This window comes from Streptomyces sp. YPW6 (genome assembly GCF_018866325.1).
Classification (GTDB): Bacteria; Actinomycetota; Actinomycetes; order Streptomycetales; family Streptomycetaceae; genus Streptomyces.
In genome coordinates, this window is the sequence record NZ_CP076457.1 from 6,598,744 (window position 1) to 6,623,883 (window position 25,140).

Here is a 25,140-nt window from a genome sequence, read left to right on the forward strand (position 1 = left end):
CCAGTATCGCCTCTGTCCGATGTCCTTCGGGGGCCCGGGGCCCGGGCCCCGGACGTCCCCCCGTCCGTGACGACACGCGTTCCGCCCTCGACGCGACGACGAGGACCGTGCGGCTACCCGGACCCTCGCTGCCGCGGAGCCCGGGAAACCGCTGGCCGCCGCCCCGCACCGTCCCTAGGCTGAACCGATGGGCCACGGGAAAACGTCGTACGTCTGCCTCTCCTGCCGGGTTTCGTACAAGCAGCCCCACGACACGACGAGGCAGCGGATCTGCCCGAACTGCGCGGAGCCGATGATCCATGCGGGCTCGGCCTTCGCGGCACCGCGGCGCCGGGACATCGCGGCATGGCGGGCCCTGGCCGTGCTGCTGAACGCGGGCGTGGGCTTTCACAAGAGCTGCTGCGGCGGGCCCGGGTACCGCCCCCGGGCACTGCGTGAGGTACGGGAACGGCTGACGTACGCGCGGCGCAGCGGCACCCCGGTCGCCAGGGCACTCGTGCGGTACGACGTGCCGTAGCGCGCCCCCGTCGCGATATCCCGCGGGCTCGCCGTCCCCGCGTCCCGCCATCGCGTCCGGCCGGTGGGCCCACACCGCCGGACCGTCCAGCGACAGCGCGCAGCCGGGCCGGTGGCCCCGGCGTACGTCGGAGCGCGGCTCGAAGTCCGAGGCCCCCGCGAGGTCGCCGGCGCGCGTGGGGCACACGACTCTGTTCCGCGTCGTGTATACGGCCCGCTCCAGGACCGGCCGGACCGCCGACGCCACGCCCTCCTCGCCGCCCCGCGGCGGGAACACCGCTGCGGGGCCTCAGCGTCCCGGAGCCGTCGGCGCCCACGGCACAGGCCCGGATTCGTCCGTCGGGGAGAGCAGTGAGGACCCTCGGCGACGCCTCGGGGATCATCCGCCGAGGCCCACGCCGAGGTCAGGCCGCTCAAGATCGGGGGCTGTACGCCCCTCATCGTCTCGAAGTCGCCGCCTGGCTGACCGGCCGGTTCCTCACACGTGTCCGTCCCGGAGACGGCGTCATGGGGCCGTCCCGGCGCCCGCCGCATTCCCCACAGGCCGGTCACCCCATGCTGAGTGGGCGATCAGGTCGTGCCAGTCGGGCAAGGTGCCTTCCGGCAGATGGCGGCGCAGTACCTGGCCGGGGAAGCTCAACGGGCCGGCCTTGGCCGGGTTCTCCAGGGCCTGCGTGACGATCGCGTCGGTGATCGCGTAGGCCAGGTCGTCCCGGGGGAACGCGGCGTGGACACGGTCCGCGAAGCCTGGCGGCAGTTGCTCCCCGCCGCGTCCCAGCACGTCAACGGCGGCGCCTGCCTGGGTCAGCGCGACTTCCGGCCCCTTGCGGTGCGCGATCCCGTCCGACGTGTGCAGCGCGACGGCGTCCCACACCACCGCGACCCGCGCCTCGTCCGCCCCGTTCTCCCGCAGGAACCGGGCGGCCAGGTCGGCGCCGTCCACCTCGAACCGCTGGCCTCCGTTGCCCTGCTCGCACAGGCCCAGATCGTGCAGGACGCAGCCCAGGAACACCACCTCGTCGTCGTAGTCGGCGCCGGGCCGCAGTCCCCGCGCTTCGGCCAGGGCGCGGGCGAACAGATAGCTGCGCACGCTGTGCCGGTACAGGAAGCCGGGCTCGGCGTCCGCGACGAACCGCAGCGCACGTGAGGCCAGCTCGGTACGCGGCAGGTCGAAGTCCGCACACGGGTCGGGGAGGGAAAGGTCCACAGTGGGCTCCTCAGCAGGTCGGGGTTGCTCCGATCCTGCGGCAGCCCCAGCCTCCCGGACAGTGGCTGGAATGCCAGCATGCGCTAACTTCTGGCCATGACGGTCATCGCCATCCTCGCTCTCGACGGCGTCCTGCCCTTCGAGCTGTCCGTACCCGGCCAGGTCTTCGGCACGGCCAACGAGGTCGCCGCCACCCGGCACTACCGGCTGCGGGTGTGTGCCCCCCAGCCGACCGTCACCACCTCACCGGAACACGGCGCGTTTCAGATCCAGGTGCCGTACCGGCTGGACGCACTCACGGAGGCGGACACCGTCATCGTCCCCGCCCACGCCGGCTTCCTCGACCCTCCGCCCGGCCCCGTCGTGACGGCGCTGCGTGACGCGTCAGCCCGCGGCGCCCGCATGGCCTCGGTGTGCGTCGGCGCGTTCACACTCGCCGCCGCCGGTCTGCTCGACGGGCACAAGGTCACCACCCACTGGCAGTACGCGGACGAACTCACCCGCCGTCATCCGCGCGTGGCCGTGGACAGCGGTGTCCTGTTCATCGACAACGGCGACCTGATCACGTCGGCCGGTGTCGCCGCAGCGCTGGACCTGTGCCTGCACCTGGTCCACCGCGACCTGGGCGCGGACTGTGCGGCGGCCACCGCGCGCCGTACCGTGATGCCGTTGCGACGCGACGGTGGGCAGGCCCAGTTCATCGAGCCGCCGGAGACTGCGGCGACCGGCTCCACCCTGCTGGGCCCGACACTGCACTGGATGGCCGGCAACCTGCACCGCCCGCTCACGCTGGCGGATATCGCGGGTCACGCGGCGATGAGCGTACGCAGCCTCAACCGGCACTTCCGCGCGCAGACGGGCACCACGCCGCAGCAGTGGCTGCTGCGCGCTCGCGTCCGCCGCGCCCAGCAACTCCTGGAGACCACCGACCTTCCGGTCGAGCGCATCGCCGACGCGAGTGGCTTCGGTTCCGCGGTGACGCTGCGACACCATTTCGCCCGCGTGGCAGGCACGTCACCGCACGCGTACCGCACCGCGTTCCAGGCACGGTGACGCCCGACGCGAACATGTGGCACCTGACGCGCAGTGCCACGCCGCTCACCGACGGAAGTGCGTGACCCCGCCACCACCGGCGCTCAGCCGCCAGGTGGAACGCTCAGTCGCAAGCGCGTTCCGTGCTGCCTCCATCAACTCTTTGCATAAAAGTGCGCGCATGCGTATAGTCATGCCATCGATCAGGAGGGTTACCGATGGTGGTACGAGCAGCAGTGGCAGGGGCGAGCGGATACGCCGGCGGGGAGCTCCTCCGTCTTCTGCTGGCGCACCAGCAGGTCGAGATCGGCACCCTCACCGGCCACTCCAACGCCGGGCAGGCGCTCGGTTCGCTCCAGCCGCACCTGCGGCCCCTGGCCGACCGGGTGCTGGAGCCCACCACCGCCGAGGCGCTCGCCGGGCACGACGTCGTCTTCCTCGCGCTCCCGCACGGGCAGTCCGCCGCCGTCGCCGAGCAGCTCGGGGACGAGGTCCTCGTCGTCGACATGGGGGCCGACTTCCGGCTGAAGGACGCGGCGGACTGGGAGGCGTTCTACGGCTCCCCGCACGCCGGGACCTGGCCCTACGGGCTGCCCGAGCTGCCGGGCGGGCGGGCCGCGCTCGCCGGGGCGAAGCGGATCGCGGTGCCCGGGTGCTACCCGACCGCCGTCTCCCTCGCGCTCTTCCCGGCGTACGAGGCCGGTATCGCCGAGCCGGAGGCCGTCGTCGTCGCCGCGTCCGGCACCTCCGGGGCGGGCAAGGCGGCCAAGCCGCATCTGCTCGGCTCCGAGGTCATGGGCAACATGACCCCGTACGGCGTCGGCGGCGGGCACCGGCACACGCCCGAGATGATCCAGAACCTCAGCGCCGCCGCCGGGCAGCCGGTCACCGTCTCCTTCACGCCCACCCTCGCCCCCATGCCGCGCGGCATCCTCGCCACGTGCAGCGCGAAGGCGAATCCCGGGGTGAGCGCGGAGAGCCTGCGCGCGGTCTACGCGAAGGCGTTCGCGGCCGAGCCGTTCGTGGATCTGCTGCCCGAGGGGCAGTGGCCCGCCACCGCCGCGGTGTACGGCTCCAACGCCGTACAGGTCCAGGTCGCGCTCGACCCGGCCGCCGGACGGATCGTGGTCGTCTGCGCCATCGACAACCTCGCCAAGGGCACCGCGGGCGGCGCCCTCCAGAGCATGAACATCGCCCTCGGGCTCCCCGAGGACACCGGACTTTCGACGATCGGAGTCGCACCGTGAGCGTCACGGCAGCACAGGGATTCTCGGCGGCGGGCATCGCCGCGGGAATCAAGGAGAGCGGGAACCCGGACCTGGCCCTCGTGGTCAACCACGGCCCGCGCCGCGCCGCCGCGGGCGTCTTCACCTCCAACCGCGTCAAGGCCGCCCCCGTCCTCTGGTCGGAGCAGGTCCTCAAGGGCGGGGAGGTCTCCGCCGTCGTCCTCAACTCCGGTGGCGCCAACGCCTGTACGGGCCCCAAGGGCTTCCAGGACACCCACGCCACCGCCGAGAAGGCGGCCGAGGTGCTGGAGGGCCACAGCGCCGGCGAGATCGCCGTCGCCTCCACCGGGCTCATCGGCATCCCGCTCCCCATGGACAAGCTCCTCCCGGGCATCGAGCAGGCCGCCGCGGCGCTGAGCGAGCACGGCGGCGAGAAGGCCGCCATCGCCATCAAGACCACCGACACCGTCCACAAGACGGCCGTCGCGGGCGGCGACGGCTGGACCGTCGGCGGCATGGCCAAGGGCGCCGGCATGCTCGCCCCGGGCCTCGCCACCATGCTCGTCGTCCTCACCACCGACGCCGACGTGCCCGCGGAGCGGCTGGACGCGGCCCTGCGCGACGCCACCCGGACCACCTTCGACCGGGTCGACTCCGACGGCTGTATGTCCACCAACGACACCGTGCTGCTCCTCGCCTCCGGCGCCGGCGGCATCACCCCGGAGCAGGACGCGTTCGCCGAAGCCGTACGGGCTGTCTGCGACGACCTCGCCCGGCAGCTCATCGGCGACGCCGAGGGCGCGTCCAAGGACATCCGGATCGAGGTGGTCAACGCGGCCACCGAGGACGATGCCGTCGAGGTCGGCCGCTCCATCGCCCGCAACAACCTCCTCAAGTGCGCCATCCACGGGGAGGACCCCAACTGGGGCCGGGTCCTCTCCGCCATCGGCACCACACGGGCCGCCTTCGAGCCGGACCAGCTCAACGTCGCCATCAACGACGTCTGGGTCTGCAAGAACGGCCAGGTGGGCGAGGACCGCGACCTCGTCGACATGCGCTACCGCGAGGTCAGGATCACCGCCGACCTCGCCGCCGGCGCCGAGTCGGCCGTCATCTGGGCCAACGACCTCACCGCGGACTACGTCCACGAGAACAGCGCGTACAGCTCATGACGACGGCGCGGAAGCACACCGCACTCCCGAAGGCGCAGACCCTCATCGAGGCGCTGCCCTGGCTGACCCGGCACCACGGCAAGACGGTCGTCATCAAGTTCGGCGGCAACGCCATGATCGACGAGGAGCTGAAGGCCGCGTTCGCCCAGGACGTCGTCTTCCTGCGCCACGCCGGCCTCAAGCCCGTCGTCGTGCACGGCGGCGGCCCCCAGATCAGCGCGCAGCTCGACAAGCAGGGCCTGGTCAGCGAGTTCAAGGCCGGGCTGCGGGTCACCACCCCCGAGGCGATGGACGTCGTCCGCATGGTCCTCGCCGGACAGGTCCAGCGCGAACTGGTCGGCCTCCTCAACCAGCACGGCCCCCTCGCCGTCGGCATGACCGGCGAGGACGCCCACACCATCACCGCCACCCAGCACCGGCCCACCATCGACGGCGAGTCCGTCGACATCGGCCGGGTCGGGGAGATCACCGCCATCGACACCGGGGCCATTCAGGCGCTCCTGGACGACGGCCGCATCCCGGTCGTCTCCTCCATCGCCCGCTCCGCCGACGACCACCACGTCTACAACGTCAACGCCGACACCGCGGCCGCCGCGCTCGCCGCCGCCCTGAACGCCGAGACGCTGATGGTCCTCACGGACGTCGAGGGGCTGTACGAGGACTGGCCCCACAGCGACGACGTGATCAGCCGGCTCACCGCGAGCGAGCTGGAGAAGCTGCTGCCCGAGCTGTCCAGCGGCATGGTCCCCAAGATGCAGGGCTGCCTCCACGCCGTACGCAACGGCGTCGAGACCGCTCGTGTCATCGACGGCCGGGTCCAGCACTCGATCCTGCTGGAGATCTTCACCGACGAGGGCATCGGCACGATGGTCGTGCCGGACGCCCCCATCGCCGTACACACAGGTCCTGAACTGGGGGAATCATGACGACCGGCACCGGGCCCGCGACCGGGCTCACCGCGCGCTGGCAGGGTGCGCTGATGGACAACTACGGCACCCCCCGCCTGCCCCTGGTCCGCGGTGAGGGCTCCCACGTCTGGGACGAGGACGGCACCCGCTACCTCGACTTCGTCGGCGGCATCGCGGTCAACGCCCTCGGCCACGCCCACCCCGCCGTCGTCGAGGCCGTCTCCACCCAGATCGCCTCCCTCGGGCACGTGTCGAACCTGTTCATCGCCGAGCCGCCGGTCGCCCTCGCGGAGCGGCTGCTCCAGCTCTTCGGGCGTCAGGGCCGGGTCTTCTTCGCGAACTCCGGCGCGGAGGCCAACGAGGCCGCGTTCAAGATCGGGCGGCTCACCGGGCGCACGCACATGGTCGCGACCGACGGCGGCTTCCACGGCCGGACGATGGGCTCGCTCGCGCTGACCGGCCAGCCGGCGAAGCAGGAGCCCTTCCGGCCGCTCCCCGGTGACGTCACCCATGTCCCGTACGGGGACGCGGACGCCCTGCGCGCGGCCGTCACCCAGGAGACGGCGCTGGTCGTCATCGAGCCGATGCAGGGCGAGAACGGCGTCGTCGTCCCGCCCAAGGGCTATCTGGAGGCAGCCCGGGAGATCACCCGGGCGACCGGGACGCTGCTCGTCCTCGACGAGGTGCAGACCGGGATCGGGCGCTGCGGCCAGTGGTTCGAGCACCAGGCGCACCAAGGCGTCGAGCCGGACATCGTCACCCTCGCCAAGGGGCTCGGCGGCGGGCTGCCGATCGGCGCGACGGTCGCCTTCGGCCCGGCGGCCGGCCTGCTGGAGCCGGGTCACCACGGCACCACGTTCGGCGGCAACCCGGTCGCCTGCGCCGCCGGGCTCGCCGTCCTGGACACCCTCGCGGCCGAGGGCGTCCTCGACCAGGTCAAGCGGCTCGGCGAGAAGATCCGCGACGGAGTGGAGGCGCTGGGACACCCGCTGGTATCCCATGTCCGCGGCAGCGGCCTGCTGCTGGGTATCGTGCTCACCGGACCCCTCGCACCGCAGGTGCAGCAGGCGGCCCAGGGAGCCGGCCTCCTGGTGAACGCGCCCGCCCCCGATGTCGTGCGGCTCATGCCGCCGCTGATCATCGGTGACGCGGAGGTGGACGCGTTCCTGGAGATCCTGCCGGGCGCTCTCGACGCGGCACACGGGGACGGACGATCCGGAGCATGAACCTCCGGAGAATGAGGCGACGACGATGACCGAGGCGCAGGAATCCGAGCACGGCGGGCCGTCCGTGCCGCAGACCCGCACCGCCCGCCACCGCCGGATCGTGGACATCCTGAACCGGCAGCCGGTCCGCTCGCAGAGCCAGCTGGCCAAACTGCTGGCCGACGACGGGCTGAGCGTCACTCAGGCGACGCTCTCCCGCGACCTCGACGAGCTGGGCGCGGTGAAGATCCGCAACACCGGCGGCGAGCTGATCTACGCGGTGCCCAGCGAGGGCGGATTCCGCACCCCGCAGGCACCGCTGGGCGGTTCCGCCAAGGAGGAGCGGATGCGCAGGCTCTCGGCCGAACTGCTCATCTCGGCCGAGGCCTCGGCCAACCTGGTGGTGCTCCGTACGCCGCCGGGCGCGGCCCAGTTCCTCGCCTCGGCCATCGACCAGGCCGAACTGCACGACATCCTCGGCACGATCGCGGGCGACGACACCCTGATGCTCATCAGCCGCGACGCGAACGGCGGTCAGGCGCTGGCCGACCACCTGCTGAGGCTCGCCCAGAACGACCGCTGAGCCGTTCCCCCCTACCCCGGACCTGTCGTCGACCTGCCGTCGTCGCCCGAAGGGCGGCCGCGCGGCGCCCCTTGAGCGTGCCGGGCCGCCGCGCGGCGGGCGCAGTCGTCCGACGACAGTCCCTAGTAGCGCGTGATCGCGGTCGGGCCCGACGAGGTCCCGACCGCGATGTGCGGCCGCCGCTCCGGATCGGCCCACGCCAGGATCTCGGCCATGGCGCCGGCGGGTACGGACACGCAACCCGCGGTCGCCCCGCGTCCGTTCACATGCAGGAAGATCCCCGCGCCCCGGCCCCGCACCGGCTGCTCGTAGTTGAACCCGATCACCAGCGCCCGCGCGTACTGCGTGCCGTAGGCGACCAGGTGCTCGGCCTCCGCCGCCCGGCAGTGGGAGGGTCGCGGTTCCACCCAGCGGTTGTACGCGACCGAGTCGTTGTCCTGGCACCACCAGGAGTCGTCGTTGACCTTCCGGTACGGATACGTCGTCCCCGCCGGGGCGGCCTCGATACCGAAGGCGTACGGCAGGTCGTACAGTCCGGTCGGCGTGGTGCTGGTGCCCTGCTCCCGGGTGGCGCCCTCGGCCAGCCCGTTCGCCCCGAACCGCGCGGGCGCGGACCCCGCCTGCGCCCACCGGCCCCCGCGCCGCTCCCACCAGGTGACCGTGCCGGTGGTCGATGCGGTGCCGGGAGCCTCGGCGGTGATCAGCTGCGTGCCGCCCCCGGTGTCCGCCAGCCGGTCCGGCAGGGGCGGTACGTCGAGGGCGCCGGCGGGCGTGGTCCCGAGGGAGCCGGCCAGGGCGAGGAGTACGGCGGCGGTCACCAGTGATCTGCGCATGCTCCGGACCCTACGGCGGCCAGGGGCGACGCCCCACCGCACCTGCTCCGTACGGCCCAGCGGCGTACTCCCGGGGACCCGCCCCGTCCAGCCCGGCGGTGCACCCCGGGCAGGGCGTCACCGGTACCCGGGCTCCGGAGTCCGCTGCCGCCCCGCCGCCCGCAGCAGCCGGTCCGCCGCCACCCGCACCGCGCGCGGCCTCTCCGGCGCACTCCGTTCGCGCAGCAGGTGCTCCGGAATCCCGGCGGCCTCCGGCAGCAGCGCCCGGGTCGCCGCCCGCACCACGGCCGGGCTCGGGTTGTCCAGCAACGGCGTCAGCCGCTCCCGTACGACCACATCCAGGGCGTGCAGCCTGCTCTGACCTGCGACTTTGACAAACAATACAGAGGACTGCATAGTTATACCCATCAGTGATTGCACCGTAAGGAGAAACCCGTGACCGAGCGCGTCGTACTCGCCTACTCGGGCGGCCTGGACACCTCCGTCGCCATCGGCTGGATCGCCGAGGAGACGGGCGCCGAGGTCATCGCCGTTGCCGTGGACGTCGGCCAGGGCGGCGAGGACCTGGACGTCATCCGCAAGCGCGCGCTCGCCTGCGGTGCCGTCGAAGCCGAGGTCGCGGACGCCAAGGACGAGTTCGCCGAGGAGTACTGCCTCCCGGCGATCAAGGCCAACGCCCTCTACATGGACCGCTATCCGCTGGTCTCGGCCCTCTCCCGGCCGACCATCGTCAAGCACCTCGTCGCCGCCGCCCGCAAGCACGACGCCGGGATCGTCGCCCACGGCTGCACCGGCAAGGGCAACGACCAGGTCCGGTTCGAGGCCGGTATCTCCGCGCTCGGCCCCGACCTGAAGTGCATCGCCCCGGTCCGGGACTACGCGATGACCCGGGACAAGGCGATCGCCTTCTGCGAGGAGAAGAACCTCCCGATCGCGACCACCAAGAAGTCGCCGTACTCGATCGACCAGAACGTCTTCGGGCGGGCCGTCGAGACGGGCTTCCTGGAGGACATCTGGAACGCGCCGATCGAGGACATCTACGAGTACACCTCCAACCCCGCCACCCCGCGGGAGGCCGACGAGGTCGTCATCTCCTTCAAGGAGGGCGTGCCCGTGGCCATCGACGGCCGGCCCGTCACCGTCCTCCAGGCGATCCAGCAGCTCAACGAGCGGGCCGGCGCCCAGGGCATCGGCCGGATCGACATGGTCGAGGACCGGCTCGTGGGCATCAAGTCCCGTGAGGTGTACGAGGCGCCCGGCGCGATCGCGCTGATCACCGCCCACCAGGAGCTGGAGAACGTCACCGTCGAGCGCGAGCTGGCCCGCTACAAGCGGCAGGTCGAGCAGCGGTGGGGCGAGATGGTCTACGACGGCCTGTGGTTCTCCCCGCTCAAGCGGGCCCTGGACGGCTTCATCAACGAGGCCAACCAGCACGTCACCGGTGACATCCGGATGACCCTGCAGGGCGGCCGCGCCGTCGTCACCGGCCGGAAGTCCGAGGAGTCGCTGTACGACTTCAACCTCGCCACCTACGACTCGGGCGACACCTTCGACCAGTCCAAGGCGCAGGGCTTCATCGAGATCTTCGGCCTCTCGTCCAAGATCGCCGCCAAGCGCGACCTCGCCTGACCCCTTCTCGTTGTACAGCCGCCTCCCCGTCGTCACGCGGCAGGGAGGCGGCCGCATATCCGCACCCTGGCCCCACGCCTTCGCCTTCTTGAGGAGCACGCAGTGAGCAGCAACAACGGTGACGTCCGGCTCTGGGGCGCGCGGTTCGCCGACGGACCGGCCGAGGCGCTGGCCAAGCTGTCCGCCTCCGTCCACTTCGACTGGCGGCTCGCCCCGTACGACATCGCCGGCTCCCGTGCCCACGCCCGCGTCCTGAACAAGGCGGGCCTGCTCACCGAGGACGAGCTGACCCGGATGCTCGCCGGGCTCGACCAGCTCGAAGCCGATGTCGCGGACGGCTCCTTCACCGGAACCATCGCGGACGAGGACGTCCACACCGCCCTGGAGCGCGGACTCCTGGAGCGCCTCGGCCCCGACCTGGGCGGCAAGCTGCGCGCCGGGCGGTCCCGGAACGACCAGATCGCCACGCTCTTCCGGATGTACCTGCGCGACCACGCCCGGACCATCGGCGGCCTGATCGCGGACCTCCAGGGCGCGTTGGTCGGCCTCGCCGAGGCCAACGCCGACGTCGCGATGCCGGGCCGGACCCACCTCCAGCACGCCCAGCCCGTCCTCTTCGCCCACCACGTGCTCGCCCACGTGCAGTCCCTGTCCCGGGACGCCGAACGGCTGCGTCAGTGGGACGAGCGCACCGCCGTCTCCCCGTACGGCTCCGGGGCGCTCGCCGGGTCCTCGCTCGGGCTCGACCCGCAGGCGGTCGCCGCCGACCTGGGCTTCGAGCACGGATCGGCCGCCAACTCCATCGACGGCACCGCCTCGCGGGACTTCGTCGCGGAGTTCGCGTTCATCACCGCGATGATCGGGGTGAACCTCTCCCGGATCGCCGAGGAGGTCATCATCTGGAACACGAAGGAGTTCTCCTTCGTCACCCTCCACGACGCCTTCTCCACCGGCTCCTCGATCATGCCGCAGAAGAAGAACCCGGACATCGCCGAGCTGGCCCGGGGCAAGTCCGGCCGCCTCATCGGCAATCTGACCGGCCTCCTCGCCACGCTGAAGGCGCTCCCGCTCGCGTACAACCGGGACCTCCAGGAGGACAAGGAGCCCGTCTTCGACTCCTGCGACCAGCTGGAAGTCCTGCTCCCCGCCTTCACCGGCATGATGGCCACCCTCACCGTCAACCGCGAGCGCATGGAGGAGCTGGCCCCGGCGGGCTTCTCGCTCGCGACGGACATCGCGGAGTGGCTGGTCAAGCAGGGCGTCCCGTTCCGCGTGGCGCACGAGGTGGCCGGCGCCTGCGTCAAGGAGTGCGAGCAGCACGGCATCGAGCTGGACCAGCTCACCGACGAGCAGTTCGCGAAGATCTCCGAGCACCTCACCCCCGAGGTCCGCACGGTCCTCAACGTGCGCGGCGCCCTCGCCTCCCGCGACGGCCGGGGCGGGACGGCCCCGTCCGCCGTCGCCGTACAGCTCGCCGAGGTGAAGGAGGACCTGGCCGCCCAGCACGCCTGGGCGACCGCGCGCCGGTAGAGGGCAGGTCGGCGCAGGTGGCGGCGGTGTCGTAAGAGGTCCACGAAGGGTGTCGCGAGCTACGTTCACCGGGGTAGGAGTAACCGAAACCCGACCCCGAGGAGCCCGCGATGCCCTTCGCCGCCCTGGCCGCCGCGACGACCCCGACCGCCCACATCGGACTCGGCCTGGCCGCCGTGGGGAGGCCCGGCTACATCAATCTCCACCGGGACCGCGACCTGCCCGCCGACCGCGGCCCCGACGCCCTGCGTGCCCGCACCCACGAACTCCTGGACGCGGCCTACGCGCAGGGCGTCCGGTACGTCGACACCGCCCGCTCCTACGGCCGCGCCGAGGAGTTCCTCGCCGAGTGGCTGGACGCCCGGCCCTCGTTCACCGACCTCGTCGTCGGCAGCAAATGGGGCTACACCTACACCGCGGACTGGAGCGTCGAGGCCGAGGCCCACGAGGTCAAGGACCACAGCCTCGCCACCTTCGAGCGCCAGTACGCCGAGACCCGCGACCTCCTCGGCGGCCGGCTCAGCCTCTACCAGGTCCACTCCGTCACCCCGGACAGCCCGGTGCTCACCGACAAGGAGCTGCTCGGCCGGCTCGCCGCCCTGGCCGCCGACGGCGTCACCGTCGGTCTCTCCACCAGCGGGCCCGCCCAGGCCGACGCGATCCGGGCCGCCCTCGCCGTCACGGTCGACGGCGAACCCCTCTTCCGTACGGTCCAGGCCACCTACAACGCCCTGGAGACCTCGGCCGCGCCCGCGCTCGCCGAGGCCCACGACGCCGGGCTCACCGTGATCGTCAAGGAGGGCATGGCCAACGGGCGGCTCGCCGGGGACGAGGCCCCCGCCGTCTTCCAGGAGATCGCCGCCGGGGCGGGGGTGGGCGGCGACGCGGTGGCCCTCGCGCTCGTGCTGCACCAGCCCTGGGCGGGCGTCGTGCTCTCCGGGGCCGCCACCGCCGCCCAGCTCTCCGGCAACCTGCACGCCGCGGTCGTCGACCTGGACGACGAGCAGCGGGCGAGCCTCGACGCCCTGGTCGAGGAGCCGGAGGCGTACTGGCGGCACCGCGCCGCGCTCCCCTGGCACTGACATCCCGTCGGCGGGCCCGGCCCACCCCCTCTCACCTCACCCGGCCCGGCCCGCCCCGGTCTCCGCTCCGCCCGCCCCGTTCTCCGCTCGGGCCCGCACCCGGTCTCCGCTCGGCGCGCCCCGTTCTCCGCTCGGCCCGTCACGGCCTCCGCCCGGCCGCTCCGTGCGCTCCCACTGCCTCAGGTGTGAGCGCGCATGCTCTTCGATGAGACGAGAATGTCTCACATGGGTTATGGTCGTCTCATGACTCTCGACCGTGAGCAGGTGCTGCGCAGCGCCGCCGCCCTGCTGACCCGCAAATCGACCGCCACCATGGACGAGGTCGCCAGGGCGGCGGGCATCGGCCGGGCCACCCTCCACCGCCACTTCGCCGGGCGTGACGCCCTCGTGAAGGCGCTGGAGAACCTCGGCATCCAGGAGTTCGAGGCAGCCCTGGACGCCGCCCGGCTCGACGAAGGCACGTCGGAGGAGGGGCTTCGCCGCCTCATCGCGGCCGTCGAGCCCAGCGCCGGGCTGCTGTCCTTCCTCGTCAACGAGAACCAGCTCTTCGAGGGCGACGAGGTCAACGAGGGCTGGGACCGCGCCGACGCCCGGGTCTCCGCCTTCTTCCGCCGGGGCCAGGAGCGGGGCGAGTTCCGTATCGACCTCACCCCCGCCTGGCTGACGGAGGCCCTCTACGGGCTCGTCGGCACCGGAGCCTGGTCCATCCAGGCGGGCCGGGTCGCCGCACAGGATTTCCAGTACATGATCGTCGAGCTGCTGCTCGGCGGAGCACGCCGGAGCGTGGAGCAATGATCAGCACGGAGAAGAACCCGGACACCACGGACGCGGTACGCCGCCCGGGGCGGTGGATCGCGCTCGCCGTCCTCGTCCTGGCCGTGCTGCTCGTGGCCGTGGACGCCACCGTCCTCGGTCTCGCCACACCGTTCCTCAGCGAGGACCTGGAGCCCACCGGGACCCAGCTCCTGTGGATCGGGGACGTCTACTCCTTCGTCATCGCCGGTCTGCTCGTCTCGATGGGCAGCCTCGGTGACCGCATCGGGCGCAAGAAGCTGCTGCTGGTCGGCGCCGTGGCCTTCGGCGCGGTCTCCGTCCTCAACGCGTACGCGACCACGCCCGAGATGATGATCGTGGCCCGGGCGCTGCTCGGTGTCGCGGGCGCGACCTTGATGCCGTCCACGCTCGCCCTGATCCGCAACCTCTTCCACGACCCGCGCGAGCGCAGCCTCGCCATCGGGATCTGGGGCGCCATGGCCTCGGCGGGCGCGGCCGTCGGCCCGGTCGTCGGCGGATTCCTGCTGGAGCACTTCTGGTGGGGTTCGGTCTTCCTGATCAACCTGCCGGTGATGGCCGTCCTCGTGGTCGTCGGCATCAAGCTGATTCCCGAGTCCCGGAACCCGGCCCCCGGCCCGTGGGACATGCTCAGCGTCGGGCTCTCCCTCGTCGGCATGATCGGTGTCGTGTACGCCATCAAGGAGACGGCCTCGCACGGAGTGAGCTGGGACTCGGCCCTGGCCGCCGTCCTCGGCGTCGCCGCGCTGACCTGGTTCGTCCGCAGGCAGCTGCGGCTGCCCGCGCCCCTGCTGGACATGCGGCTCTTCCACCACCGGGGCTTCTCCGGCGCGGTCCTCGCCGATCTGCTGACCATCCTCGGTCTGTCGGGCCTGGTCTTCTTCCTCTCGCAGTTCCTGCAACTGGTGCAGGGACGCGGGCCGCTGGAGGCCGGACTCGCCGAACTGCCCGCCGCGATCGGCGCGGTGACCGCCGGTCTGCTGGCCGGATTCGCCGCCCGCCGCTTCTCGGTCCGCTCGGTCGTGTCGGGCGGCCTGGCCGCGGTCGGTCTTGCCCTGGGCAGTGTGACCCTGCTCGACCAGCACACCGCGTATCCGCTGCTCGGCACCATGCTGCTGGTCGTCGGCGTCGGAGCTGGCTTCTCCTTCACCGTCACCGCCGACGTGATCCTCTCCAGCGTGCCGAAGGAGCAGGCGGGCTCCGCGTCCGCCGTCTCCGAGACCGCCTACGAACTGGGCGCGGCCCTCGGTATCGCCCTGCTCGGCTCCATCGTCACCGGCGTCTACCGGGGCTTCCCGACCCCGGGGGGCATCCCCGCCGACGTCGAGGCGGCCGCCCACGAGTCCCTGGGCGGGGCGGTCGAATCGGCCGCGGCGCTGCCCGCCGCCCAGGCGGGGCCGCTGGTCTCGGCGGCCCAGGAGGCGTTCGTCGACGGACTGCGGTCGGCCGCGGGCGTCGGCGCCGCGGTCCTGCTGGCGGCGGCGGTCGCCGCCTGGTTCCTGCTGCGGGGCCAGAAGCTGGAGGACGGCGTCGAGCACCCGTAGGGCGTACGGGCCGAAGCGTGTCCGCAGGCCGTACGACGACGGGCCCGCACCCCCGGCCGGGGGTGCGGGCCCGTCGTCGTACGCGTCGCCGCGCGGTCAGGCCGCCTTCGCCTTCGTGGCGTACATGTCCACGTACTCCTGGCCGGACAGCCGCATCACCTCGGCCATCACCGAGTCCGTCACCGCCCGCAGCACGTAGCGGTCGCGGTCCATGCCCTCGTACCGCGAGAACTCCATCGGCTCCCCGAAGCGCACCGTGACCTTGCCCGGACGGGGCAGCCCCGCGCCGCCCGGCTGCAGCTTGTCGGTCCCGATCACCGCGAACGGGATGACCGGCGCACCCGTCATCAGCGTCAGCCGCGCGATGCCGGTACGACCCCGGTAGAGGCGGCCGTCGGGGGAGCGGGTGCCCTCGGGGTAGATCGCGAAGGCCTGCCCCTCCTCCAGCACCCGGCGGCCCGTCATCAGCGCCGCGACCCCGCCCCGGCCGCCGTCCCGGTCCACCGGGATCATGCCGCAGCCGGTGAAGAACCAGGCCATCAGGCGGCCCTTGAAGCCCTTGCCGGTGACGTACTCGTCCTTGCCGATGTAGAACACCGGCCGGTCGACACAGACCGGCATGACCATCGAGTCGATGAAGGTCAGGTGGTTGCCCGCGAGGATCACCGGCCCGGTCCCCGGAATGTTCTCGGCGCCCTCCACCTGGGGGCGGAACATCAGGCGCAGAATCGGTCCGAGCACTGCCTTGATGACCGTGAGACGGGACAACGGTTCCTCCGGTGTCGTGGCCGGGCCGGCCGCGAGGGAACGGGTCCAACGGGCGGTGGCCGGTGCCGACGGATGATGGTCGGTGCAGGTGAGGACGATACTCGCGGGTATGCGCTGATCGCACATCGGGTTCACGGAGCGGATACACGGTGTTGACCCGTGTTTCCGCCACGTTGGCCGAAGGTCCGTCCTCCCGTACGTCTCCCAGCCTACGATCGGGCCTCGTTCGACCGGTCCCGGACATCACCGAGCGAGGAGCATTCATGTCGGAGCGTGCACGGAAGACCCCCGGCCGGCGGACCCTTCTGGGCGCCGCGGTCCTCGGCACCGCGGCCCTCGGCCTGCCCGCCGCCGCCCAGGCCGCCGAGCGGGGCCGCGGCCACGGCCACGGATCGCTGCGCGATCTGCCCGTGCCGACGGTGATCGGCCACCGCGGGGCCAGCGGCTACCGCCCCGAGCACACCCTCGGCTCCTACCAGCTGGCCCTCGACCTGGGCGCGCACATCATCGAGCAGGACCTCGTGCCGACCAAGGACGGCCATCTCGTCTGCCGTCACGAGAACGACATCACCGGCACCACCGATGTCGCCGACCACCCCGAGTTCGCCGGCCGCCGGACCACCAAGAGCGTCGACGGCGTCTCCTCCACGGGCTGGTTCACCGAGGACTTCACCCTCGCCGAACTCAAGACCCTGCGGGCCACGGAGCGCATCCCGGCCAACCGCCCGGACAACACCCTCTACGACGGCCGGTGGACGATCCCCACCTTCGAGGAGGTCCTGCGCTGGGCCGAGAAGGAGGGCCGCAAGCGCGGTGAGCCCGTCTGGCTCTACGTCGAGACCAAGCACCCCACCTACTTCCGGAAGCTCGGCCTCGGCCTGGAGGAGCCGCTCGCCCGCCTGCTGCGCCGGCACGGCCGGGACCGCAGGAACTCCCCGCTCATCCTCCAGTCCTTCGAGCCCGGCTCGATCCAGCGCCTCGCCCGGCTCGTCGACACCCCGCGCGTCGTCCTGCTGTCCGGTCCCCGGACACGCCCCTGGGACTTCGTCGAGTCCGGCGACCCGCGCACGGTCGCCGACCTGGTGAAGCCCGCCGGTCTGGCGTGGATGGCCTCCTTCGCCCAGGGCATCGGACCCACACTCGACCTGGTCATCCCCAAGGACGCGTCGGGGCGGCTCACCACCCCGACGACGCTGGTACGGGACGCGCACGCCAAGGGCCTGCTGCTGCACCCGTACACGCTGCGCAACGAGAACAGCTTCCTGCCCGCCGACTTCCGCCGCGGCACCGATCCCAACGCCTACGGGGACGTGTTCGGCGCCTGCGCGGCCTACTTCGCCACCGGCATCGACGGCATCTTCGCCGACCACCCGGACACCGCGCTGCTCGCCGCGGCGGACCACGCGGAACGCTGACGGGTCGCGAGGCACCCGGGTACGGCGTGGTGCGGGCGCGGCCCCGGCGAGGCCTCCCGCGCGAGTGGCCTCGCCGGGGCCGCGGCGCGGGGCGCCCCGTCAGCCGTACGTCCGCGTCATGCCCCGGTCGGGTGGTGCGGTGTGCCGGGAGCAACCGGCCGCCCCCACCGGCACGTCCGCCGGAGCATGACGCCTCTCGACCAAGACCCCGGCCCGGCCGCCTCCGCCGTCCTCGTCGTCCGCGCCCTGCAACCCCTGGTGCGCGCGGAGGCGAGGGCCGAGGCGCCGGCCGCCGGGGTCGATCCCGCCGACCTCGAACAGGGCGTCTGGGTCCGGCTCCTGGAGCGCCGGGCCGCCGCCGGGCCGCCCGCCGACCCCGCCCGCTGGGTCCGCGACACCGTACGGTCCGAGGCCCGCCGCGCCCGCCGCACGGCCCGGCGGGAACGCCCGTACGCCGGAGCGGAACCCGCCGCCGGGCCGGCCGACTGCCCGGAACGCGCCGCGCTCGGGGCGGCCGAACGCCGGGCCCTGCGCTCCGCGATGGCCCGGCTGCCGGGACGCTGCCCCCGGCTGCTGGAGGCGTTACTCGACCCCGGCGACCCGACCTACCGGGAAATCGCAGGGGAGTTGGGTATGTCACAGGGGAGTTTGGGTCCGATCCGTTCCCGTTGCCTTGGATGTCTGCGCAGAATGCTGGCTGCGGAGGTTGTCGCCCCATCCGTGCGGGGATAGGGAGCGGTAGGCAACCGGCGGACAGGTGAGCGGGAGGCGTGCACACATGGGCATGAGCGTGACCATCTCGGCGGCGACGGCACAGGACGTCGAGCAGATCTTCAGACTTCAGTACCTCTGCTTCCAGCGCGAGGCCGAGCTGTACGACAACTACCGGATCGCCCCGCTCGTCCAGAGCCTCGACTCACTGCGCGCCGAAGTCGCCGACGACCTGGTGCTCGTGGCCCGTCTCGGGGACGAAGTCGTCGGCGCGGTCCGGGGGTTCACCGACGCCGACGGCGCGGGCCTGATCGGGAAGCTCTGCGTCCACCCCCGGCTCCAGGGGCACGGTCTCGGCGCCCGGCTGCTGCTGGCCGCCGAGTCGGCACTCGCCGCCGAGCGGTCGGCGACCCGCTTCCGGCTGCACAGCGGCCACCGCAGCGAGACCAATCTGCGGCTCTACCGGAAGGCCGGATACGCCCAGGTCGGGGCCGTCACGGGAGCCGACGGCGTACAGATGGTCCTGCTGGAGAAGGACGCCGCCGAGCGGGACTTCGTGGCCAGCGCCTGACGGGCCGCCGCGCGAGGTGAGGCGGAGGGGGCCGGGCGGAGCCCCGGTCTCAGACCGCCGCCGTCTTCGCGCGGCGGAGCCAGATCATCCCGGTGACCGGCAGGATCACCGGGATGAAGAGGTAGCCCATCCCGAAGTCCGACCACACCGTCGCGTCCGGGAACGCGGCCGGCTCGGCCAGCGTCCACGCGCCGACGACCAGCACACCCAGCAGCTCCGCCGCGCAGCACGCCAGCGCCGCCCGGCGGGCCTTCTCCCCGCCGCGCACCAGCGAGTACGTGATGAAGCCGTACACCACGGCAGCGACGGCCGAGAGCGCGTACGCCAGCGGCGCCCGGTCGAAGTCCATGATCATCTGGACGATCGAACGCGAGGCCGCCGCGACCGTGAACACCCCGTAGAACCAGACCAGGACCCGGCCGGGACCGGTGCCCAGCTCGAAGGCCGGCTTCGGGGCCGTGGCCGCCTCGGGGCGGTCGGTGTCGCTCACGTCAGTTTCCCCAGATGTCATAGAGCCGGACCTCCAGAACCGCCAGCACGACCGCGCCCGCCGCCACCGTGACCGAACCCCAGCGGGTCCGTTCGGTCAGCGACAGGAAGCCGGCCGCGGGCACCGCGGCGAACGACCCGATCAGATAGGCGATGAAGACCGCCATGCCCTGCTCCGGCCGTTCCCCGCGCGCCAGCTGCACGACGCCCACCGCCAACTGGGCCAGCGCCAGCACGGAGACGACCGCCATCCCGATGAAATGCCAGTCCTTCGTCGGCTGGTCCCGGTAGGCGGCGTGTCCGCACCAGGCGGCGAGGGCGAGCGCGGTCACGGCGACCGCGACCGTCAGGGCGTCAAGCATGAGTCGAGGGTATTACGGGCCGAGCGCCCGTCGGCGTGCGGCCCCGGCCCCCGCGCGAGCCGCCGCCGCCCCGCTCGCGCGAAGGTGGCCTTGAACACAACCGGCGGACAGGGTTCCGCTCCGCGAAGGGCCGGGCCCCTTCGGGGGCACCCTCGCTTCCTCCTCGTTCTCGCAGGTCACGGGCGTCTGAGAGGAAGAGGAGGGGTGAAGCGGAGGGCGCGGATCCGGCCATCCAGAACTGTCCGCTATGCGGACAGCCGAGATCGCGGCGACCTCACGTCTGTTTTACTGGGCCCATGACCACGACGAGCAGCCGCACCCTTGCGACCGAGGCGATCAGCACGCCCGGTGCTCGTTGTATGTGTCGAATGCGCGCCTTCTGAGGGCCCCCGCCTGAGCCTCGCGCCCCGAAGCGAGACCCGAGCCGTGCCGTTCGCAGTCCACGGAACGAGCCTGCCCGCGCATGCGCTGCCCCGGCCGATCGCCGCCCGTAGCCATGCCGAGACGACACCCGGCCCACCAGCCCGAACAGTCTCCTCGACGAATGCCCCGTGCCCGGCGGACACCGCGCCGCGCACTCGACAGTGACGGAAAACCCCTGTGATCACCACGACGGGCCTCACGAAGGTCTACCAGTCGCGCGACCGTGAGGTCACCGCACTCGACGGCGTTGACCTGCACGTCCGCGAAGGCGAGGTGTACGGCGTCATCGGACAGAGCGGCGCCGGCAAGTCCTCCCTCATCCGCTGCGTCAACCTCCTGGAACGCCCCACCTCCGGCACCGTGACGGTGGCGGGCCAGGACCTCACCGCCCTCGCCGGCCGCGGCCGGCGGGCGAGCGCCGAGCTGCGCCGGGCGCGCACCCGCATCGGCATGGTCTTCCAGCACTTCAACCTGCTGGACTCCCGTACCGTCCTGGACAACATCGAACTGCCCCTGGAGATCCTCGGCGTCTCCGGCCAGGCACGCACCCGCAAGGCCGGGGAGCTGCTCGACCTGGTCGGCCTCGCCGACAAGGCGAAGGCCTACCCCGGACAGCTCTCCGGCGGCCAGAAGCAGCGCGTGGGCATCGCCCGCGCCCTCGCGGGCGACCCCCAGGTGCTGCTCTCGGACGAGGCGACCTCCGCGCTCGACCCCGAGACCACCCGCTCCGTCCTCCAGCTGCTGCGCGACCTCAACCAGCAGCTCGGCCTCACCGTCCTGCTCATCACCCACGAGATGGACGTCGTCAAGACCATCTGCGACTCCGCGGCGCTCATGCGGCGCGGCAGGATCGTCGAGTCCGGGACCGTCGGCGAACTCCTCGCCACCCCCGGCTCCGAACTGGCCCAGGAACTGTTCCCGGTCGGCGGGAGTGCCTCCGGCCCGGACCGTACGGTCGTCGACGTCACCTTCCAGGGGGAGTCGGCCTCCCAGCCGGTCATCTCCCAGCTCTCACGGACGTACAACATCGACATCTCGATCCTCGGCGCCGCGATGGACACCGTCGGCGGCAAGCAGATCGGCCGGATGCGCATCGAACTGCCCGGCCGGTTCGAGGAGAACGTCGTCCCCATCGGCTTCCTGCGCGAACAGGGCCTCCAGGCCGAGGTCGTCGACGGCGGGAGCGCCGCGACGGCCGCCGCCCCCCTCGTACCGGAGCAGACGCCCGCCACGATCACCAAGGAGGCCGTCAAGTGACCTGGTCCGAAATGCAGCCCCTGCTGGCCCAGGGCACCTACGACACCCTCTACATGGTGCTGTGGTCCGCCCTGGTCACCGTCGCCGGCGGACTGCCGCTCGGTGTCCTGCTGGTCCTCACCGACAAGGGCGGACTGCTCCAGAACACCCTGGTGAACAAGGTCATCGGCGTCATCGTGAACATCGGCCGCTCGCTGCCCTTCATCATCCTGCTGATCGCCCTGATCCCCTTCACCACCTGGGTCGTGGGCACCTTCATCGGCCCCACCGCGATGATCGTGCCGCTCGCCGTCGGCGCCATCCCGTTCTTCGCCCGGCTCGTCGAGACGGCGATCCGCGAGGTCGACCACGGGCTGGTCGAAGCGGTCCAGTCGATGGGCGGCTCCATCCCCACGATCGTCCGCAAGGTGCTCCTCCCGCAGGCCCTGCCCTCGCTCGTCTCCGGTGTCACCACCACCCTCATCGTGCTCATCGGCTACTCCGCGATGGCCGGTGCGGTCGGCGGCGAAGGGCTCGGCTCCAAGGCCGTCACCTACGGATTCCAGCGCTTCGACAACCAGTTCATGCTGATCACCGTCGCGCTGCTGATCGTCATCGTCACCGTGATCCAGCTGATCGGCGACCTCACCGTCCGGCTGCTGGCCCGCCGCGGCCGCACCGCCTCCTGAGGCCCGCCCCCCAAGACTTTCCGTCCCCACCGAGCCCGAACTCCTTGTCCGGGCGCACCACCACAAGAAAGAGGCACTTTTCGTGCGCAAGAACATCAAGATCACCGCGGCCGCCGCCGCCACCGCGGCCCTCGCCATCGGCCTCAGCGCCTGCGGTACGTCCTCCGACCCGGCATCCACGAGCGAGACCGGCGCGAACGCCGACACCTCCAAGGCCCTGGTCGTCGCCGCGTCCCCGACCCCGCACGCCGACATCCTGAACTTCGTCAAGAAGAACCTGGCGGACGAGGCGGGCCTCAAGCTGGAGGTCAAGGAGTTCACGGACTACGTCCTGCCGAACACCGCCACCCAGAACGGCCAGGTCGACGCCAACTTCTTCCAGCACAAGCCCTACCTGGACGACTTCAACGCCAAGCAGAAGACCACCATCGTCCCGGTGGTCGACGTCCACCTGGAGCCGCTCGGCCTCTACTCCAACAAGGTCAAGGGCCTCAAGGACCTCAAGGCCGGCCAGACCATAGCCGTCCCCAACGACACCACCAACGGCGGCCGCGCCCTCCAGCTGCTCGCCGAGAACGGCCTCATCACCCTCAAGGACGGCGTCGGCACCAGCGCCAAGCTGAGCGACATCACCGACAAGAAGGGCCTGGAGTTCAAGGAGCTGGAGGCCGCCACCGTGCCCCGCGCCCTGAACGACGTGGACGCCGCCGTCATCAACGGCAACTACGCCATCGAGGCCGGACTGAAGCCCGGCAAGGACTCCCTCGCCCTGGAGAAGGCCGAGGGCAACCCGTACGCCAACTTCCTGGCGGTCAAGGACGGCAACGAGAAGGACCCGCGCGTCGAGAAGCTCGCGAAGCTCCTCAACTCCGACGAGGTCAAGAAGTTCATCGAGGACACCTACCAGGGCTCGATCGTCCCCGCCTTCGGCGCCCCCGCCAAGTCCTGACACCCGCCCGGCACTTGCCGACGGAGCCCCGCACCTCCCGCCCGGAGGCGCGGGGCTCCGTCGTGCCGACCCGCCCATGCGCAAGGCGGACCCGATGCTGCATGCTGTGCCTTTACCCGGTCCTCGGCATGGAGCTGCGCATGACTACCACCTTTCCGTCCATCTCCATCAGCACGGACAGGTTGGTGATGCGCCCCTTCGAGATGGCCGACATCCCCGCGTACATCGAGATGATGAACGACGAGGCGGTCGTCGCGTGGATGGACGGCCCGAACCCGTACACCCAGGTCGACGCCGAACGCTGGGTCCGCAGGATCGCCCCCGCGGAACGCACCGGCGGCCACGGCATCGCCCTCGCCGTCACCGAATTCCTCACCCAGCGGCTCGTCGGCAGCGTCGGCCTCCTCAACACCGACTGGCGCACCCGCTCCACCGAGGTCCGCTACATCACCGCCCCCTGGGCCCGCGGCGAGGGGTACGCCACCGAATCCGTGCTCGCCATAGCCGAATGGCTCTTCCGCGACCAGGGCTTCGAACGCATCGAGCTGCGCACCCCCGCCGACAACACCGCATCCCAGCAGGTCGCCCAGAAGCTCGGCTGCATCAGCGAGGGCGTCCTGCGCAACGCCCGTATCGCCCGCACCCGCACCGAGAACGGCACCGACGGCGGCTGGACCGACATCCGCACCGACCTGATCGTCTGGGGACTCCTCCCCGAGGACCTCGAAGGGGTCGCCGAACAGCTCGCGGACGCCGGCGGCTACGGCACCTACAACGACTGGAAGTAGTGCCCGAGGCCCCCCGTCGCCCCGCGGTACGGACCAGGTACTCTCACCCCTGCCCGGTACCGCAGGAGAAGCGTCCCGCACCACGGGAAAGACGCCCCGCACCGCACGGGCGAACGCCCCGCCCCTCCGACACCCCAGGAGACAGACGACGATGGCCGACCGGGTCACGGTGATCGGCTGGGACGGCTCGCCACTGCCCGGAGCGGCCACGGCCGCGCTCTCGGCCGCCACGCTCGTCGCCGGCGCCGCACACCACCTGGCGCTGCCGGAAGTGCCGCCGAACGCCGAACGCATCCGGCTCGGCAGTGTCGACCTCGCCGCCCGCAGGATCGCCGGACACCGCGGCAGCGCCGTGGTCCTCGCCGACGGCGACCCCGGTTTCTTCGGTGTCGTCCGCACGCTGCGGGCCCGCGAGCACGGCCTGGAGGTCGAGGTCGTCCCCGCCGTCTCCTCGGTGGCCACCGCCTTCGCCCGGGCCGGCATGCCCTGGGACGACGCCGAGATCGTCGTGGCCCACCCCCGCACCCTGCGCCGCGCGGTCAACGTCTGCCGCGCCCACCACAAGGTCGCCGTCCTCACCTCACCGGGCGCGGGCCCCGCCGAACTGGCACTCCTCCTCGACGGCGTCCACCGCACCTTCGTCATCTGCGAGGAGCTGGGCACCGGCCGCGAACGCGTCACCGTCCTCACCTCCGACAAGGCCGCCGACCACACCTGGCGCGACCCCAACGTCGTGATCGTCGTCGGCAGCGGACCCGAGACCACCGCGGCCGGCGCCTGGATCGCCGGCCGGGGGCCCGCCTACCCCCAGGGGATACGCGGCTGGGCCCTGCCCGCCCGGGCCTACCGGGCCGCCGGGGCCGAACGCATGCAGGAGTCCGGCGAGGGCGAGTTCCCCGGCCTGCGCGCCGCCCAGCTCGCCCGCCTCGGCCCCCGCACCGGCGACCTGCTCTGGGACATCGGCTCCGGCAGCGGCGCCCTCGCCGTCGAGGCGGCCCGCTTCGGCGCGGCCGTCATCGCCGTGGACGCCGACCCGGCCGCCTGCGCCCGCACCGAGGCCGCCGCCCGCGCCTTCGGCGTCCCCGTCCAGGTCGTGCGCGGCAGCGCCCCGCCCGTCCTCGAACGGCTGCCCGAACCCGACGTCGTACGGATCGGCGGCGGGGGAGTGCCGGTGGTCCGGGCCGTCATGGACCGGCGGCCGGAACGCATCGTCACGCACGCCTCCCACCGGGACGAGGCCGAGGCGCTCGGCGCGGCCCTCACCGGCAACGGCTACACCGTGGAGTGCTCGCTGCTCCAGTCCGTCGACCTGGACACCGAGGTGTGGACCGAGCGGGAGAGGTCCGTCGTGTTCCTTCTCTCCGCAGGGCGTTCGGACCTCGCCCCCTGATCCGTTACGCCCGGTACGCGAGGTAGGCTGGCCGATTGTTGTACCACGCCCGGGCGTTCGTCGTTTCGTTCGCCAATGTCCGGAAAAGTG

At 72.1% G+C, this 25,140-nt stretch carries 26 protein-coding genes; 20 read left to right on the forward strand and 6 right to left on the reverse strand.

Annotation, left to right across the window (positions count from 1 at the left end; translation table 11 throughout):
• Nucleotides 1-187 precede the first annotated feature (187 nt).
• Complete coding sequence (locus KME66_RS28960) at nt 188-517, forward strand: deoxyxylulose-5-phosphate synthase (RefSeq protein ID WP_073222245.1); 330 nt, start codon at nt 188-190, stop codon at nt 515-517.
• 504 nt (nt 518-1,021) lie between these two features.
• Here KME66_RS28960 and KME66_RS28965 read toward each other — a convergent pair.
• Nucleotides 1,022-1,723, reverse strand: coding sequence for an HD domain-containing protein (locus tag KME66_RS28965; protein ID WP_216327672.1), 702 nt, complete (start codon nt 1,721-1,723; stop codon nt 1,022-1,024).
• A gap of 96 nt (nt 1,724-1,819) precedes the next feature.
• Between KME66_RS28965 and KME66_RS28970 the strand changes: the two genes are divergently transcribed.
• The 6 genes from KME66_RS28970 to KME66_RS28995 all read left to right on the forward strand — a co-directional run bounded on the left by KME66_RS28970 (nt 1,820) and on the right by KME66_RS28995 (nt 7,849).
• Complete coding sequence (locus tag KME66_RS28970; protein WP_216327674.1) at nt 1,820-2,776, forward strand: GlxA family transcriptional regulator; 957 nt, start codon at nt 1,820-1,822, stop codon at nt 2,774-2,776.
• A 197-nt stretch (nt 2,777-2,973) separates the two neighbouring features.
• Nucleotides 2,974-4,002 (forward strand): N-acetyl-gamma-glutamyl-phosphate reductase, encoded by a 1,029-nt coding sequence (argC, locus tag KME66_RS28975; protein ID WP_216327676.1) that lies wholly within the window; start codon nt 2,974-2,976, stop codon nt 4,000-4,002.
• Entirely contained in the window at nt 3,999-5,153 is a 1,155-nt protein-coding gene (argJ, locus tag KME66_RS28980; protein WP_216327680.1) for a bifunctional glutamate N-acetyltransferase/amino-acid acetyltransferase ArgJ, read from the forward strand. Before argC ends, argJ begins: the two co-directional genes overlap by 4 nt.
• Entirely contained in the window at nt 5,150-6,079 is a 930-nt protein-coding gene (gene argB / locus KME66_RS28985; RefSeq protein WP_073222263.1) for an acetylglutamate kinase, read from the forward strand. Before argJ ends, argB begins: the two co-directional genes overlap by 4 nt.
• A complete protein-coding gene (locus KME66_RS28990) occupies nt 6,076-7,287 on the forward strand; it encodes an acetylornithine transaminase (protein ID WP_216327683.1) in 1,212 nt (403 codons plus the stop codon). Before argB ends, KME66_RS28990 begins: the two co-directional genes overlap by 4 nt.
• 25 nt (nt 7,288-7,312) lie before the next feature.
• Complete coding sequence (locus tag KME66_RS28995; protein WP_030589768.1) at nt 7,313-7,849, forward strand: arginine repressor; 537 nt, start codon at nt 7,313-7,315, stop codon at nt 7,847-7,849.
• Nucleotides 7,850-7,971: 122 nt separating this feature from the next.
• Here KME66_RS28995 and KME66_RS29000 read toward each other — a convergent pair whose 3' ends face one another.
• Both KME66_RS29000 and KME66_RS29005 read right to left on the reverse strand, forming a co-directional pair.
• Entirely contained in the window at nt 7,972-8,682 is a 711-nt protein-coding gene (locus KME66_RS29000) for a L,D-transpeptidase family protein (RefSeq protein WP_073222271.1), read from the reverse strand.
• A gap of 117 nt (nt 8,683-8,799) precedes the next feature.
• Nucleotides 8,800-9,078 (reverse strand): hypothetical protein, encoded by a 279-nt coding sequence (locus tag KME66_RS29005; RefSeq protein ID WP_253208502.1) that lies wholly within the window; start codon nt 9,076-9,078, stop codon nt 8,800-8,802.
• Nucleotides 9,079-9,117: 39 nt separating this feature from the next.
• On the opposite strand from KME66_RS29005, the gene KME66_RS29010 reads away from it, so the two are divergent.
• From KME66_RS29010 to KME66_RS29030, 5 genes are all read left to right on the forward strand, one after another.
• Nucleotides 9,118-10,311, forward strand: coding sequence for an argininosuccinate synthase (locus KME66_RS29010; RefSeq protein ID WP_073222275.1), 1,194 nt, complete (start codon nt 9,118-9,120; stop codon nt 10,309-10,311).
• Between the two features lie 102 nt (nt 10,312-10,413).
• Nucleotides 10,414-11,841, forward strand: a complete 1,428-nt coding sequence (gene argH / locus KME66_RS29015; protein WP_073222278.1) for an argininosuccinate lyase — start codon at nt 10,414-10,416, stop codon at nt 11,839-11,841.
• Between the two features lie 110 nt (nt 11,842-11,951).
• Nucleotides 11,952-12,923: an aldo/keto reductase gene (locus KME66_RS29020; RefSeq protein WP_216327686.1), complete on the forward strand. Its 972-nt coding sequence runs from the start codon at nt 11,952-11,954 to the stop codon at nt 12,921-12,923.
• 243 nt (nt 12,924-13,166) lie between these two features.
• Complete coding sequence (locus KME66_RS29025) at nt 13,167-13,718, forward strand: TetR/AcrR family transcriptional regulator (RefSeq protein WP_073222285.1); 552 nt, start codon at nt 13,167-13,169, stop codon at nt 13,716-13,718.
• A complete protein-coding gene (locus KME66_RS29030; RefSeq protein WP_073222288.1) occupies nt 13,715-15,259 on the forward strand; it encodes an MFS transporter in 1,545 nt (514 codons plus the stop codon). The genes KME66_RS29025 and KME66_RS29030 overlap by 4 nt, the downstream gene beginning before the upstream one ends.
• Before the next feature lie 96 nt (nt 15,260-15,355).
• On the opposite strand, the gene KME66_RS29035 is transcribed toward KME66_RS29030, so the two are convergent.
• On the reverse strand, nt 15,356-16,027 hold the full coding sequence (locus KME66_RS29035; protein WP_216327688.1) for a 1-acyl-sn-glycerol-3-phosphate acyltransferase: 672 nt from the start codon (nt 16,025-16,027) through the stop codon (nt 15,356-15,358).
• Nucleotides 16,028-16,290: 263 nt separating this feature from the next.
• Between KME66_RS29035 and KME66_RS29040 the strand changes: the two genes are divergently transcribed.
• From KME66_RS29040 to KME66_RS29050, 3 genes are all read left to right on the forward strand, one after another.
• Entirely contained in the window at nt 16,291-17,442 is a 1,152-nt protein-coding gene (locus KME66_RS29040) for a glycerophosphodiester phosphodiesterase (RefSeq protein WP_216327691.1), read from the forward strand.
• Between the two features lie 186 nt (nt 17,443-17,628).
• Nucleotides 17,629-18,174, forward strand: coding sequence for a sigma-70 family RNA polymerase sigma factor (locus tag KME66_RS29045; RefSeq protein ID WP_073222293.1), 546 nt, complete (start codon nt 17,629-17,631; stop codon nt 18,172-18,174).
• A 46-nt stretch (nt 18,175-18,220) separates the two neighbouring features.
• Complete coding sequence (locus KME66_RS29050; RefSeq protein WP_073222296.1) at nt 18,221-18,724, forward strand: GNAT family N-acetyltransferase; 504 nt, start codon at nt 18,221-18,223, stop codon at nt 18,722-18,724.
• Nucleotides 18,725-18,773: 49 nt separating this feature from the next.
• Here KME66_RS29050 and KME66_RS29055 read toward each other — a convergent pair whose 3' ends face one another.
• Together KME66_RS29055 and KME66_RS29060 are read right to left on the reverse strand one after the other, a co-directional pair.
• Nucleotides 18,774-19,214: a hypothetical protein gene (locus KME66_RS29055; RefSeq protein ID WP_216327694.1), complete on the reverse strand. Its 441-nt coding sequence runs from the start codon at nt 19,212-19,214 to the stop codon at nt 18,774-18,776.
• Between the two features lies 1 nt (nt 19,215).
• Nucleotides 19,216-19,575 carry a hypothetical protein gene (locus KME66_RS29060; RefSeq protein WP_215110157.1) on the reverse strand — a complete coding sequence of 120 codons (360 nt, stop codon included), beginning with the start codon at nt 19,573-19,575 and terminating at the stop codon, nt 19,216-19,218.
• 600 nt (nt 19,576-20,175) lie between these two features.
• On the opposite strand from KME66_RS29060, the gene KME66_RS29065 reads away from it, so the two are divergent.
• The 5 genes from KME66_RS29065 (at nt 20,176) to cbiE (ending at nt 25,050) form a co-directional block, all read left to right on the forward strand.
• The gene (locus KME66_RS29065; protein WP_216327697.1) at nt 20,176-21,255 is read left to right on the forward strand and encodes a methionine ABC transporter ATP-binding protein; all 1,080 of its coding nucleotides are present in this window, start codon (nt 20,176-20,178) and stop codon (nt 21,253-21,255) included.
• Nucleotides 21,252-21,923: a methionine ABC transporter permease gene (locus KME66_RS29070; RefSeq protein ID WP_073222307.1), complete on the forward strand. Its 672-nt coding sequence runs from the start codon at nt 21,252-21,254 to the stop codon at nt 21,921-21,923. Before KME66_RS29065 ends, KME66_RS29070 begins: the two co-directional genes overlap by 4 nt.
• Before the next feature lie 82 nt (nt 21,924-22,005).
• A complete protein-coding gene (locus KME66_RS29075; protein WP_073222310.1) occupies nt 22,006-22,872 on the forward strand; it encodes a MetQ/NlpA family ABC transporter substrate-binding protein in 867 nt (288 codons plus the stop codon).
• Nucleotides 22,873-22,973: 101 nt separating this feature from the next.
• The gene (locus KME66_RS29080) at nt 22,974-23,660 is read left to right on the forward strand and encodes a GNAT family N-acetyltransferase (RefSeq protein ID WP_073222322.1); all 687 of its coding nucleotides are present in this window, start codon (nt 22,974-22,976) and stop codon (nt 23,658-23,660) included.
• Between the two features lie 151 nt (nt 23,661-23,811).
• Nucleotides 23,812-25,050 carry a precorrin-6y C5,15-methyltransferase (decarboxylating) subunit CbiE gene (gene cbiE, locus KME66_RS29085; RefSeq protein ID WP_216327700.1) on the forward strand — a complete coding sequence of 413 codons (1,239 nt, stop codon included), beginning with the start codon at nt 23,812-23,814 and terminating at the stop codon, nt 25,048-25,050.
• Nucleotides 25,051-25,140: the final 90 nt, after the last annotated feature.